Below are 12,815 nucleotides of genomic sequence, written 5' to 3'. Positions count from 1 at the left end.
GCCCGCGCCGCCTCAATCCTTCGCCGGCTCGTCCTTGCCGGGCACCTGCGTGATGCCGCCGATCACCCGCACCGGGCGGTTGCCGTCGGGCGGGGTCTTCCAGCCGCCGTCCTTGGCCTCCGGGGACTTGGGCGGCGCCACCTCCGCCGCCTTGGCGGGCGGGGCCACCTTGGCGGGCGGAGCCTTGGATTCGGTCTTCGGCGCCAGGGGCGGGACGAGGGCCGCGGGGGTCTCCGTCTCGGCCGGCTTGGTGCGGGCGGCCGTGCGCCGCGGCGCCTCGGGCTTCGCACCCTCGGGCGCGGCCTCGCGGCGGGGGGCGGCGCCGGTGCGGGCGGCCGGGCTGTCGGGATTCATGCCGAGCGGGTTCGGCCCGGCGGTGCGGGGAGCCGGCGCGGCGCGGGCGGGCGCCTCATAGGACGGTGCGCCCGGCGGGGGGACGGGTTGCGGCAGCGGGCGCGCGGCGACGCGGCGCTCCTCCGGGCGCTCGCCCACCGGCGGCAGCGGCTCGCCGCGGGAGAGCGGCACGGGGGCGTAAGCCCCGCCGTCCCGGGCCCCGCCGTCGCGCCAGCCGCCGTCGCGGGGCGTGCGCTCGCGGAACGCCTCCTCGCGCGGCCAGGATGGGCGGGCTTCGGTCTCGGTCCAACCGTAGCCGGGGCGGCGGCCGCCGGGGATGGAGCCGGGGGGGATCAGCGGCGCCTCCAGGCGCTCGCGGTCGAGGATGCGGCCGGTGCGGGCATCGACGACGAGCTGCACCCGGTTGCCCCAGGGGCTGTCGGCCTCGACGCGGTAGGTCTCGCCGTCGAAGCGCGGATGGCTCATGCCGGTGAAGCCGGCCCGGCCGAGGCGGAAGACCACCGCCCGCGGCGGCAGGATCGCGTCGTCCTCGTCCTCGATCACGACGCGGTAGCCCTGCGCCCGCGCCGGGGCGACGGCTCCCGCCAGCAGCGTGGCGGCGAGCGCAGCCACGAGGGCCGCGCCCGTCACGGACCGCGGTCCCGTCTTCGACGGCTGTGCAGTCATCGTCCCGCATTCCCTTGTTTCCGGGGTCGTGCCGGGTGTGCACCCCGCATTCCCCTCGTGCTCGGACAAGTTTCTGTTAACCCCGGGATTGAGGCGGGATTGCGGGAGCGCAGCCGTCGGCCTCTCACGAAACCCGCGCCGCGGCCTCCGCCTTCTCCCCCGCCGCCGCCCGGCAATCGGCCACCGTCGCCCGGGCGGTCTCGATGGCGATCGACACCGCCGCCATCGTGCGCGAATCGAGCTCCCGCCGGCGGATGTCGCGCACGACCTCGATGGCGAGCTTGTCGATCTCGACCGACAGGGCGGCGATGGCATCCGGGTCGCGCAGGGAGCGGGCCTGGTCGGTGATCTCGAGCAGCCGGTCGGTCACCTCGTCGATGCGCTCGCGGCGCAGGCTCGCCAGGCGCTGGCGCAGCCAGGCCACCGCCGAGGCGAGGCCGCCGGCGAGCGCCGCCAGGAGGTAGAGCGTATCGCCGTAGCGCTCGACGAAGCCGTGCTGCTCGCGCTCGAAATAGTCGATCGCGCCGGGATGGATCGGGATGCGGGCGCTCGTCGCCGCCACCGTGGTGTCGTAGGCCGGGGCCTGGACGTATTCCGCCGCGTCGGTCTGCTCGGCGGCGGCGGTGCGCATCTCGAACAGGTGCTGGGTCACGTCCGCGGCGACCGCGCGGCTGAGCGAGGTGCGCGCCATCAGCCGGTAGGAGGCGCCCACCGTCTTCACGTCCTCCGCCGGCAGCTTCGGCCGGCCGCCGAACAGGCCGGCCGGCACCGTCACCGCCTGGAGGCGGGGGAAGCGCTCGATCACCGCGTCGCTGTCCTGCACGTCGACGAGGTCGACCTTGCCGGTTCGGCCGATGCCCCGCACCGATTCGACGAGCTGGCGCGCCTTCGGGGCCGAGGCCGCGATGATGCTGACGAAGGCGTCGATGCGCTTGTCGCGGATCGCGGTGGCCGCTTCCGTCCCGTCGATGGCGACGAGGCGCACCGTATTGCCCGAGACCGCCACTGATGCCGGCACGCCGTCCGGCCCCTCCAGCGTCAGGGCGTAGTAGGCGAGGATGTTCTTGAGCAGCCAGAAATCGGCGCTGCGATGGGCCGCGATGCCGAGGCGGCGCCCCGCGAGCTTCGGGAAGCTCGTGATGCCGGATCCCTCCGGCGAGACGATCAGCATCGCCTGGTCGCGCAGGATCGCGAGCGTCAGGCCGTTCTTCGGCAGCAGCACGTCCGGCCGCACCACCGCGAGGTCGGCCTGCCCGTCCTGGAGCGCCGCCGCACTCTCGCGCACGTCGTCAAAGGACAGGATCTTGAGCCGGATGTTGGCGCTGTCCGCCTTCAGCGCGTCGGCATAGGCCCGGATCAGGGCCGGCTCGGTCCCGTCGCGCGGCGCGACCGCGATGGTGAGCGTCGTCGCCTGGCTGAAGTAGAGAGCGGCCGCGATCGCCGCCGCGAGGGCGACGACGATCACGGCCGCGAAGGTCTCGCGGCGCAGGACCCAGTCCGGGAGGGTGGGCATGGGATCTCCGCCGGGAGCGATCAGAACACCGAGATCAGCACGATCCCGCCGACCATCAGGGCGGCGCCGATGAGGCGCGGCGGGCCGGCCTTGACCTGGCGCATGCCGAGCCAGCCGAAATGGTCGAGCGCCACCGAGGTCAGGAGGTTCGCCGTGATGAGAAGCCCGTTGAGGGCGCCGGCCCCGACCTTGTCGACGAAGAGCAGGCCCGCGAACACCGCCACCGCCCCGGTGATGCCGGCGAGCGGCATCCACCAGCGCACGCCGGCGAGGTCCTCCCGGGTCGGCAGCGGGGTCGGCTTGAGCAGGGTCATCAGCGCGAAGGCGAAGACGACGGGCACGAACGACACGGTCGCGGCGAGCCACGGATTGACCAGCGCCCCGCGCAGCTGGGCGTTCCACACCACGCCGATCGCCATCAGCGCGCCGGCGACGAGGATGAATGGATAGAGCAGCTTGCCGCCGACGCCGTGGCTCTCCTCGTCGTCCTTCTTACCGGCGGTGCGGGCGATGAACACCACGCCGGCCGCCATCATGAGGCCGCCGAGCCAGGGCAGCGGCTTGAAGCCGGAGGCCTGGAGCCCGAACAGCCCGAACGCGTCGAGGGCGAGCGAGGTGAGGATGTTGGCCGTCAGCGTCAGGCCGTTGAACGGCCCGGCCCCGACCTTGTCGATGAAGGCGAGGCCGCCGAACACCGCGACCGCCCCGGCCAGGCCCCCCAGCGGGGCGTACCAGGGCATCTTCCCCAAGGTCTCGAGTGTCGGCAGCGGCGTCGGCATCACCAGGAACAGGGTGACGAAGACGAAGACGATCGGCAGGAACGACACCGTGGCGGCGAGCCACGGATTGACCATCCGGCCGCGCAGCTGCGCGTTCATCGCGTTGCCGAGCGCCTGCAGCGCACCGGCGACCAGGATGAAGGGATAGAGGAGCGCGGCGATCGACACCGGGAAACCTTCCTGTGAGAGGGAAATCAGACGAGGAGGAGGCCGGCGAGCGCCAGCGCGAGGGCCGGCGGCATCACCAGGGCGCCGAGCTTGAGGAAGCTCCAGAAGCTCACGTCCTGGCCCTCGCGGCGGATCGCCGTGAGCCACAGGATGGTGGCGAGCGAGCCGGTGACCGAGAGGTTGGGCCCGAGATCGACGCCGATCAGCACCGCGCCCGCCACCTTCTCGGGCACGTGCGCGGCCTGCACCGCGGCGCCGGCGATCAGGCCGGCCGGCAGGTTGTTGACGAGGTTGCAGGCGAAGGCGATCAGCGCGCCTGCGCCCCAGGCGGTCTCGGCCGGCGCGGCGGTGGCGGCCCGCTGCAGCTCGGCGGCGATCATCGCGAGCACGCCGGTCTTCTCCAGCGCCTCGACCAGCACGAACAGGCCGGCGACCAGCGGCAGCACGCTCCAGGACACGTCCTTGACTACCTCGACCGCGCCGCTGCCGCGCTTGAGCGCGAGCACGATGAGGGTGGTGGCCAGCCCCGCGACGAAGGTCGGCAGGCCGAGATCGCGCCCCAGGGCTGAGGCGCCGATGAGCACCGCGCCCGTCGCCACGATGCCGAGGCCCGCCACGATGCCGGTGCGGGACAGGGACGCGGTCTCGACCTCGGTGGCGACCTGCTGCCGGCGCAGGGTGCCGTTCTGGGTCAGGCGCAGGACGAGGTAGGTCGCCAGAATCGCCAGCGCCGACGGCAGGGCGAACAGGCTGAGCCAGCGCGTCAGCGGCGGCATGTGTTCGGCGAAGACCACGAGGTTCGCCGGGTTCGAGATCGGCAGCACGAACGAGGCGGCGTTGGCGATGAAGGCGCAGATGAACAGGTAGGGCAGGGGGTTCTCGACCTTGGCGGCGCGGGTCGCGGCGTAGACCGCCGGCGTCAGCACTACCGCGCAGGCGTCGTTCGAGAGGAAGACCGTGACCACCGTGCCGACGAGGTAGACCAGGGTGAACAGCCGCGTCGCCGAGCCCTTGGCGGTGCGCACCGCGATGCCGGCGAGCCAGTCGAACAGGCCTTCCTTCCGGGCGACCTCGGACATCAGCATCATGCCGACGAGGAAGAGGTAGACGTCGGTGCCCTTGAGCACGCCCTCCCAGGCGGTGCCGGCCGGGAGCAGGCCGAGCAGCACCAGGGCGAGCGCCCCCGTCACCGCCCAGATCGCTTCCGGCCAGGAGAACGGGCGCACGATCACGCCGAGCGTGGCGAGGGCGGCGATCGCCCAGGTCGCGAGGTTGGGGCTGAGCGTCAGCGCGGCCATGGGCTGAGGAGTCCTGTCGTCAGTGTCGAGGGAGAAAATCGCTGGGTCTGGTGAGCCAGGCCGAAGGACCTGACATCCTCCGGGTCATTCCGGGGCCGCGCAGCGGAGCCCGGAATCCAGAACCGCCGGAGATGCAGGACGAAGCGAAGCGCGTGCCGCCTTATCCTGAACGACCTGAGTGTCTGGATTCCGGGCTCCGCTGCGCGGCCCCGGAATGACCAGGAGGGTAAGAGATCCGCCGGGGCACCTATCGTCTCCGACCGTCGACGGGCCAGCCCTCACCACTGCCGCCCGTTGCGGTTCGGCCCGAGCTGGGTCCCGAGCAGACCCCGCCCCGGCCAGGCCCCGAGCGCGTCCGCGTCGCTGCCGATGCCGCGGGAGGTCGGCAGCCCGTTCGGGTCGGTCGCCGGCTCGATCGCGTCGGTATCCTCGGACTCCCGGCCCGTCGCCCGCACCGTGACGGCGCGGGCACCCGCCGGCCAGGTCACCTCGGCCGCGTGGCAGCGCGCCCCGTCCTCCCGCGCCATCGCCTGCCACGGGCCCCCGTCGATGCGGAACTCGACGCGCTCCGCCGGTCCGAGCACCAGGGCGTGCACGGTGAAGCGCTCGCCGACCGCGTGGCCGGCGTCGAAGGCGAGGCGCCGGTCGGCGGGAGAGGTAATCAGCACGAACGGCCAGGGCTGAGCCAGTTCCTTGAAGCGCCAGCTCACCACGCCGCGATCGAGGGCCGCCACCGCGTAGCCGACCGGGCCCTCCTCGATCTGGCCGGTCGAGCGGGTGGCCGCGTAGACCGTGCGGCCATCATTGGCGAGTTCGTTGTAATGGGTATGGCCCATCTCGACGAGGCGCACCGGCCCGCGATGGATGAGGTCGGCGACCCGCGCCGCCTCGCCCTCGCCCTTCAGGTCGGCGGGGTAGCTGTGCATGAACAGCACGCAGTCCTTGTCCGCCCGCTCCAGCTCGGTCGCGAGCCAGGCGACCTGGTCGGGCCCGAGGCGGAAATCCGGCCCGCCGCCGCCCGGCCCGCACATGTCGAGGAACAGGCAGCGCACGCCCCGGACGTCGACCGCGTAGGGCAGCCGGGGGACGTTCAGCCCGGTATAGAAGGCGTCGAGGCTGCCGCCCTCCCTATCGTGGTCGCCGGTGATGACGTGGACCGGCAGGGACAACCGGTCGAGGCCCGCCCGCACCAGGGCGTATTGCTCGGGGAGGCCGTTATCGGCGTTGTCCCCGGGGACGAAGACGAAGTCGAGCCCGTCGACCTCGCCGAGCTGCGCGACGATCGCCCGGAAGTCGCGGGCGTTGTCCGCCTCCGCCGCGGTCAGGTGAAGATCGCCGATATGCGCGAAGGCGAGCGGGGCGGTCATCGGCCCGTCCTCAGGCGGTCGCCAGGGCCGGGCGGCCGGTCGGGTCCGAGGGCGTGCCGGCCTGGGCCGGCTCGAAGCCGCGGGTCTCGGGCATCATCGTCAGGTAGAGGGCGAAGCCCAAGCCCGCGATGCCGGCGAGCGTCAGGAACGCCGCCGAATACCCGGCCGACACGATGATGAGGCCGGCGAGCGTCGCGCTCAACGAGGCGCCGAGGCCTTGCGCGGTCGCCACCGCGCCCTGGCTGACATTGAACCGGCCGGTGCCCCGGGTCAGGTCGGCGACCACGATCGGGAACAGCGCGCCGTAGATGCCGGCACCGATGCCGTCGAGGAGCTGCACCGCCACGAGGTAGAACGGGTTGTTGGAGAAGGTGTAGAGCACGCCGCGCAAGGCCAGCACGCCGAAGGCGGCGAGGAAGATCGGCTTCCTGCCGATCGCATCGGCCTTGTGGCCGACGAACATCGCCACCGGCACCATCACGCATTGCGCCGCCACGATGCAGATCGCGATGAGCGAGGTGGCGTTCTCCTTGCCGGACAGATGGGTGAGGAGCTGTCCGACCGAGGTCAGCATCGCGGCGTTGGAGAGGTGGAAGATCGCCGCGAGCAGCGCGAACAGCATCAGGTACTTGTTCTGCAGGAGCGCCGTGAGGCCCGAGGGCTGCTCGCAGGACTGCTCCTCGGCGCAGTCGAGGCCGCGGGCGAGATCGTTGTCGATCGCCTCGTCCGGCACCATCAGCATCGCGCCGATCGACAGGGCGGCGAGCACGCCCATCAGCCAGAACACGACGATCGGCCCGAACATGTAGGCCAGCCCCCCGGCGAGCGCCGCCGAGACCGCGTTGCCGGCATGGTTGAAGCCTTCGTTGCGGCCGATGCGCTTGGCGAACAGCTTCGGGCCGACCACCCCCAGCGTGATGGCGGCGAGCGCCGGCGGGAAGATCGCCCCGGCGATGCCGGCGAGCGACTGCGTCGCGGCGACGGCGTAGAAGTTCGAGATGAAGGGGAGCGCCAGGCAGCTCAGGGTGACGGCGAGCGCCGCCGCGATCACGATGACGCGCTTGTGCCGCGAGCGGTCGATGAGGGCGCCGGCGGGGGTCTGGGCGATCAGCCCGGCGATGCCGGCGATCGTCATGATCATGCCGGTGGTCGCCTCGTTCCAGCCCTGGTCCGGTCCGCGCACGGCGATGAGGTAGATCGCGAGGTAGGGGCCGAGGCCGTCGCGCACGTCCGCCAGGGTGAAGTTGAGCGCATCGAGTCCGCGCAGGGCCCGCTTCGAGGGCTGCCGATCAGAGGCACCGGACGCAGAGACAGGGGCGGAGGTTGCGGTGCTCACCGTGATGTCTCCTTGAGGAAGGACCGGCCGATCCGGAGCCGAGAACCGGCGAGATCGCGAAAAGTTGCTACTCAAGAGGGATTAGTCTGCCGCGTGGCGCCGTGGCGCCACGCGGGTCGGCGACGCGTCGAGGCTCAGAACCGGCGGGGCGGCGGCGGCGGCGGCGCGCCACCGGGGGGTGGGGGAGCGGCGCCGGGGCCGGGCGGCGGGGGCGGCGCGTCGGGACCGCCGGGCGGGCCGGCCTCGCCGCGCGGTCCGGGCGGACGCGGCGGGCGCCCGCCGACCTCGACCAAATTGTCCGGGCTCGTCCCGAGGGCGCGCACCTCCACCACCGTGCCGAGCGGGCTCTTCGCCACCGCCCCGCGCAGGCTGACGCTCTGCCCGGCCCGCAGGGTCGCGCTCAGGCGCGCCGCCTCGTGCGGCGGCAGCCGCAGGGTGGTGCCGTCGTCGAGGAGCGCGCCGTTCACCTCGCCCCGGCGCCCGTGCAGCAGGGCCGCGATCCGGCCGCTCATCACCGTCTCGTCGGCGGCGGGCTCCGGCGGCCCGAGGGTGGTGAGGGTGGCCCCCGTCGTCTCGTTGCGGAGCGAGGCGCCGTCGACGAGGGGCAGCGCCCGGGCGCGCATGCCGCGCACCGACACCGGGTCGCCCGGCCGGACCGTGAACACCACTGCCCCGGACATCCGCGGCGGCAGCTTCACCTCGGTGCCGTCGGTGAGGATCAGGCCGTCGACATCGCCCCGGGGAGTGAGGGTGTACTGCTTCACCGTCCCTTTCGTCTCCGGCAGGGTGCCGGGATCCCAGATCGAGGTATCCTGCGCCGCGGCCGGCACGGATGCGAGGATCGCGGCCGCGAACCCCGCCGCCAGAAAGCGGCGCGGGTGGCGGTGCTTGGCCATCGTCATGGATGTCGCTCGTCTGCGCCGGCGTCCGGCCGGCTCAGGGGCTCCCTGACAACTCCCGTGCCAAACGCCAAACCCTTGCAGAGTCTCGGGAACCCGGCGTCAGACGAGGGTCCGGCCGTCGGAATTCGCGACATCCGCCGTCGGGTTTTCCGACACCTCCGCGTCGCGCAGGCCGTAACGCTCCATCTTGGCGTAGAGGAGCTGGCGCTGGATGCCGAGGCTCTTGGCGGCGCGCGCCCGGTTGCCGCCGCTCGCGCGCAGGGCCCGGCGGATCATCGCCGCCTCGAGCCGCGCCACCGCGCCCGGCAGGTCGCCGCCGAGCCAGGCCGGCAGGGCCGCGTCCGAATCCGGCGCCTCCCCGGGGAGAGCCAGGTCCGAAAGGCCTAGGTCGTTCGCGTCGATCACCGCGCCGCGGGCCAGCATCGCCGCCCGCTCGATCACGTTGCGCAACTCGCGCACGTTGCCGGGCCAGGGGTGGCGCATCAGCGCGGCGGCGGCCTCCGCCCCGAGGCTTTTCGGCCCGGCAGCGCTCGCGCACAGGAAATGCTCGGCGAGCGCCAGGATGTCGGCGAGGCGCTCGCGCAGGGGCGGCAGGGTGATCGGCACGACGTTGAGGCGGTAGAACAGGTCCTGGCGAAAGCCGCCCTCCGCCACGAGGCGCGGCAGGTCGCGGTGGGTCGCCGCCACAACCCGGACGTTCACCGGCGCGGGCCGGCCGCCGACCGGCGTCACCACCCGCTCCTGGAGCGCCCGCAGGATCTTGGCCTGCATCGACGGGGGCATGTCGCCGATCTCGTCGAGGAAGAGCGTGCCGCCCTCGGCCTCCCGGAAGGCACCGGGCCGGTCCTGGATCGCGCCCGTGAAGGCGCCGCGCAGGTGGCCGAACAGCTCGCTCTCGAGGAGGTCGGCGGGGATCGCCGCGCAGTTCACCGGCACGAACGGGCGGTTGCGCCGCCGGCCGTGGGCGTGGAGGGTGCGGGCCGCGACCTCCTTGCCGGTGCCGGTCTCGCCCTGGAGCAGCACCGTCGCGTCGCTGTCGGCGGCGAGGCCTACGGCCTTCTGGACCCGCCGCATCGCCTCGCTGGAACCGATCAGGGACGAGCACGCTGCCGGGGCCCGGGCGTCCGCCGCCCCAGAGGCCGAGAGGGCCAGCATGCCGCCGATGAGCCCGGCGAGTTCGGCCCGGCCGACCGGCTTCGTCAGGTGGTCGTAGGCGCCGAGCCGCATCGCCTCGATGGTGTTCTCGGCGCTGGCATAGGCCGTCAGCACGGCGACCGGCGGCTGACGCGGCCCGGCGCGCAGGCGCTGGAGCACCGCCATCCCGTCGACGTCGCCGGGCATGCGCAGGTCGAGGAGCACGGCGGCGATCCCCGGATCCTCCGCCAGCCGCGCCAGCGCCTCGGCGCCCGACGCCGCGAGGACCGGGCGGTGGCCGAGATCGCTCACCGTCTCGGCCAGCCCCTCGCGCAAGGCCGGGTCGTCGTCGACGATCAGGATGCAGGCGTGGGGACGGTCCATGGCAGATCGAGCTCGAAGGTCGCGCCGGGACCCGGTGCGTCAGGAGGTGGGGCACCGAGCCGCGCCTGTCCACCATGGGCGCGGGCGATCTCGCGCACGATCGCGAGGCCGAGGCCGGTCCCGTCCGGTCGGCCGGTGACGAAGGGATCGAACAGGCGGGCCTTGAGGGCATCGGGGACGCCCGGCCCCTGATCCGTCACGCGGATCCGCAGCCGGTCGCCCTCCCGTCCGGCCGAGAGCCGCACCACGCTCCCCGCCGGGCTGTGCTGGACCGCGTTGAGCACGAGGTTGTCGAGGGCGCGACGGATCTGGCCGGCATCGAGGAGCGGGCGCTCGGGCGTCACCTCCGCCACCGCGATCGCCGCTCCTTGCGCCCGGGCCACGTCCTCGTGGAGATGGGCGCACTCGCCAAGAGTGCGGCCGAGATCGGTGGGGGCGAGCACCGGGCGCCGCGGCTGGGTCAGGCTCAGGAGGTCGCGCAGCAGCCGGTCCAGGCGGGCGACCTGATCGAGCACGAGGTCGAGGGCGGCGCGGCTCCGGGCCGGATCGGCGCTCGCCAGCGCGTTCTCGGCCTTGAGCCGGATCGCCGCCAGGGGGTTGCGGATCTCGTGGGCGATGCCGGCCGCGAGCTGGCCGAGGGCGGCGAGCCGCTCGGCCTCCGCGGCGCGGTGGCGGGCGGCGGCGAGGCGGGTGCCGGCGGCGTTCAGCGCCTCGACCAGCCGGTCGAGCTCGCGCAGGCCGGTCGGGGCCAGATGGGGCAGGTCGCCGTCGGGCGGAATACCGTCGGAGTCGGCGTCGCGCCCGAGCTGGCTCTCCAGCCGGGCGATGCGCCGGCCGAGCAGCAGCAGGAGCCGCCCGAGGAGCAGGGCCGAGCCGAGGACGGTGGCGGCGAGGAAGCCGAAGCCGGCGAGGAGCTGGCCGTAGGCCCGGCCCTGGTCGGTGTAGACCCGCGCCATGGTCCAGGCGGTCGCCCCCTGGATCGGACCGCGCAGGGGACAGCCCTGCACCACCAGGGTCTGGGTGCGGGAGGCGCGCCGCGTCGCCACCGGCCGCTCGGCGCTGAAGGATTCGGCGTTGACGCGGCGGATCGTGTCGATCTCGGCCGCGGGCAGGTCGGTCTTCGGGCCGGTGCCCTCGTAGGTCGGGAATGCGTAGGCCGCCGAGCCGGCCGACGCGGTCCAGATCCCACCCTCGATCCCCGGATGGCTGGCGAGCGCCGTCACCACCACGTCGGTGAGCTGGCGCTTCAGGGCGTCGTCGACCTCCGTGACGCTGCCGGTCCAGCCGGCACCGAAGAACGCGTACCGGTCGCCGATCTCGCGGCAGGCGCGGGCGACCTGGAGCTCCGCCTGGGCGACCTGCACGGCGGCGGACTGGGTGTAGAACTCGACGAGCAGGTAGGCGGTGGCCGCCGCCGAGGCGAGGAGGAGGATCCAGAGCGCGAGGAGGTGGGCGCGGAGGGAGCGGAGGCGGGGGGACATGGGACGGCGGGGCGGGCGGCTCTCGCGGAGACGATTCGGTGTGGACAGGACCGGGAGAGGAGCTCCCGGGTGCGCACGCTCTTCTCTCTCACACGGCCCCGGCCGCGCAAACCGCCCGGCGCGGCGCAGGATCCCGGTCCTCCGCCCCGGAGCGGACGGCCCTGATCACGGGCGATCCCGGATCCGGTCGAGTCTCGCCGCGACGCCTATGACGTCGCGGCCTTCGCACGGCTCGGCATCTCGTCGGCGACGACGAGGGCACGCGTGATCGCAACGGTGTGCCGCCCCTGGTGGCGCGCCGCGTCGAGATCTTCCGCCCGCGGCGTCCCCTTCCGGCCGCCGACGATCGTCGAGGCGCCGTAGGGCGAGCCTGCCTCCAGCATGGCCTCGTCGGTGTAGCCCGTCGGCAGGATCACCATGCCGAGATGCGCCATGGGAGCGTAGAGGGCCAGCGTCACCACCTCCGAGCCGCCATGCGGCCAGGATGCGGCCGCGAACGCGCCCCCGACCTTGCCCGACAGGGCGCCACGCTTCCATTGCGGGCCGAGGCGGTCGAGAAAGTTCTTCAGCTCGGTTGCCGGAGCCCCGAAATAGGAGGGGGTGCCGAACAGGATCGCATCGGCCCATTCCGCATCCTCGTGCGTCGGCTCCGGGTAGAGGGCGTTCTGGCGCTCGGCCTCCTCGCGCCACCCCTCGACCTTGGCCATGTCTTCGTCCGCGGCGACCTCGCGCGCGCGCCGCAAGCGCACCTCGGCCCCCACCGCACGCGCGGCCTCCGCCGCGGCCACCGCGAGCGCCTCGACGGAGCCGGTGCGCGAGTAGAAGACGACCAGCATGCGAACCTGCGGCTCGACCATTGTCCTGCCTGCCCGTGTCACGAAGAGAGAAGTGCGTCGGACAACAGGATCGCGGCCATGCGGCTCCCGCGCTCTTTGCGCGCACGGGCGGCTTGCCCGGAGCCGGGCCTCGCCGGCCGGCATCGGGGCGCGGGCGACCAGCTGCTCGGCCTTCCGCTTCGCCTGCGTAGCAGGGCTTTTTTATCCAGGCCTAGCCCCTCCGCGGAGCCAGCGTGAAGGGCCGCAGCGCCTTCGAGACGATGCAGGTACCGTGGTGGCCCCGAATGCGACCGGTCACCCCGCGCCATGGGTTCGTCGCAATGACGACAGGACCGCCGGCTCACGTACCGCAGATTGTAGCAGAGTTTCGCCCCACCGAGGGCCTAAGCCCGCATGGCGCGCCCTACGGGACTCGAACCCGTGTTTTCGCCGTGAAAGGGCGACGTCCTAGACCGCTAGACGAAGGGCGCCGGTGCGGGGCGAGGGGAGCTATAGTGGGGTTCTGTCGGCAGGGCAACCGGATTGATGCACTTGACGGGGCGCGAGGGCTCGGTCTTGTCGGCGCTAGGTTGGGCCTTGAACGCGGGCGGGACGACG

General features: G+C 73.2%; 10 protein-coding genes and 1 tRNA gene. All 11 read right to left on the bottom strand.

The genetic code is table 11. The features are described 5' to 3' along the window. Positions 1–12 precede the first annotated feature (12 nt). On the bottom strand, positions 13–1,020 hold the full coding sequence (locus BM430_RS22050) for a hypothetical protein (RefSeq protein WP_177303135.1): 1,008 nt from the start codon (positions 1,018–1,020) through the stop codon (positions 13–15). A 124-nt stretch (positions 1,021–1,144) separates the two neighbouring features. After that, entirely contained in the window at positions 1,145–2,533 is a 1,389-nt protein-coding gene (locus BM430_RS22045) for a TAXI family TRAP transporter solute-binding subunit (protein ID WP_093569394.1), read from the bottom strand. Between the two features lie 20 nt (positions 2,534–2,553). Continuing rightward, the gene (locus tag BM430_RS22040) at positions 2,554–3,480 is read right to left on the bottom strand and encodes a DMT family transporter (protein ID WP_244539612.1); all 927 of its coding nucleotides are present in this window, start codon (positions 3,478–3,480) and stop codon (positions 2,554–2,556) included. Between the two features lie 26 nt (positions 3,481–3,506). Next, entirely contained in the window at positions 3,507–4,778 is a 1,272-nt protein-coding gene (locus tag BM430_RS22035; RefSeq protein WP_093569393.1) for an arsenic transporter, read from the bottom strand. Positions 4,779–5,056: 278 nt separating this feature from the next. Beyond that, positions 5,057–6,145: a metallophosphoesterase family protein gene (locus tag BM430_RS22030; protein ID WP_093569392.1), complete on the bottom strand. Its 1,089-nt coding sequence runs from the start codon at positions 6,143–6,145 to the stop codon at positions 5,057–5,059. A 10-nt stretch (positions 6,146–6,155) separates the two neighbouring features. Beyond that, positions 6,156–7,481, bottom strand: a complete 1,326-nt coding sequence (locus BM430_RS22025; RefSeq protein WP_093569391.1) for an MFS transporter — start codon at positions 7,479–7,481, stop codon at positions 6,156–6,158. 134 nt (positions 7,482–7,615) lie between these two features. Continuing rightward, positions 7,616–8,383: a hypothetical protein gene (locus BM430_RS22020; RefSeq protein WP_093569390.1), complete on the bottom strand. Its 768-nt coding sequence runs from the start codon at positions 8,381–8,383 to the stop codon at positions 7,616–7,618. Positions 8,384–8,482: 99 nt separating this feature from the next. Continuing rightward, positions 8,483–9,901 carry a sigma-54-dependent transcriptional regulator gene (locus BM430_RS22015; protein WP_093569389.1) on the bottom strand — a complete coding sequence of 473 codons (1,419 nt, stop codon included), beginning with the start codon at positions 9,899–9,901 and terminating at the stop codon, positions 8,483–8,485. Continuing rightward, positions 9,874–11,382, bottom strand: a complete 1,509-nt coding sequence (locus BM430_RS22010) for a sensor histidine kinase (protein ID WP_093569388.1) — start codon at positions 11,380–11,382, stop codon at positions 9,874–9,876. The genes BM430_RS22015 and BM430_RS22010 overlap by 28 nt, the downstream gene beginning before the upstream one ends. A 206-nt stretch (positions 11,383–11,588) precedes the next feature. Continuing rightward, entirely contained in the window at positions 11,589–12,218 is a 630-nt protein-coding gene (gene wrbA / locus BM430_RS22005; RefSeq protein ID WP_244539611.1) for an NAD(P)H:quinone oxidoreductase, read from the bottom strand. Between the two features lie 394 nt (positions 12,219–12,612). Further along, positions 12,613–12,688 (bottom strand) — tRNA-Glu (locus BM430_RS22000). Between the last annotated feature and the right edge of the window lie 127 nt (positions 12,689–12,815).

Origin of the sequence: Methylobacterium sp. 174MFSha1.1, from assembly GCF_900116815.1 — a bacterium.
GTDB lineage: Bacteria > Pseudomonadota > Alphaproteobacteria > Rhizobiales > Beijerinckiaceae > Methylobacterium.
Note: the sequence above shows the minus strand (reverse complement) of the source record. Positions and strands in the feature narration are given on the sequence as shown.

What these genes read in the sequence shown, in the direction of transcription:
- BM430_RS22050 (WP_177303135.1), bottom strand. Translation starts at nt 1,020, where the DNA reads ATGACTGCACAGCCGTCGAAGACGGGACCGCGGTCCGTGACGGGCGCG.
- wrbA (WP_244539611.1), bottom strand. Translation starts at nt 12,218, where the DNA reads ATGCTGGTCGTCTTCTACTCGCGCACCGGCTCCGTCGAGGCGCTCGCG.
- BM430_RS22030 (WP_093569392.1), bottom strand. Translation starts at nt 6,145, where the DNA reads ATGACCGCCCCGCTCGCCTTCGCGCATATCGGCGATCTTCACCTGACC.
- BM430_RS22015 (WP_093569389.1), bottom strand. Translation starts at nt 9,901, where the DNA reads ATGGACCGTCCCCACGCCTGCATCCTGATCGTCGACGACGACCCGGCC.
- BM430_RS22020 (WP_093569390.1), bottom strand. Translation starts at nt 8,383, where the DNA reads ATGACGATGGCCAAGCACCGCCACCCGCGCCGCTTTCTGGCGGCGGGG.
- BM430_RS22010 (WP_093569388.1), bottom strand. Translation starts at nt 11,382, where the DNA reads ATGTCCCCCCGCCTCCGCTCCCTCCGCGCCCACCTCCTCGCGCTCTGG.
- BM430_RS22045 (WP_093569394.1), bottom strand. Translation starts at nt 2,533, where the DNA reads ATGCCCACCCTCCCGGACTGGGTCCTGCGCCGCGAGACCTTCGCGGCC.
- BM430_RS22035 (WP_093569393.1), bottom strand. Translation starts at nt 4,778, where the DNA reads ATGGCCGCGCTGACGCTCAGCCCCAACCTCGCGACCTGGGCGATCGCC.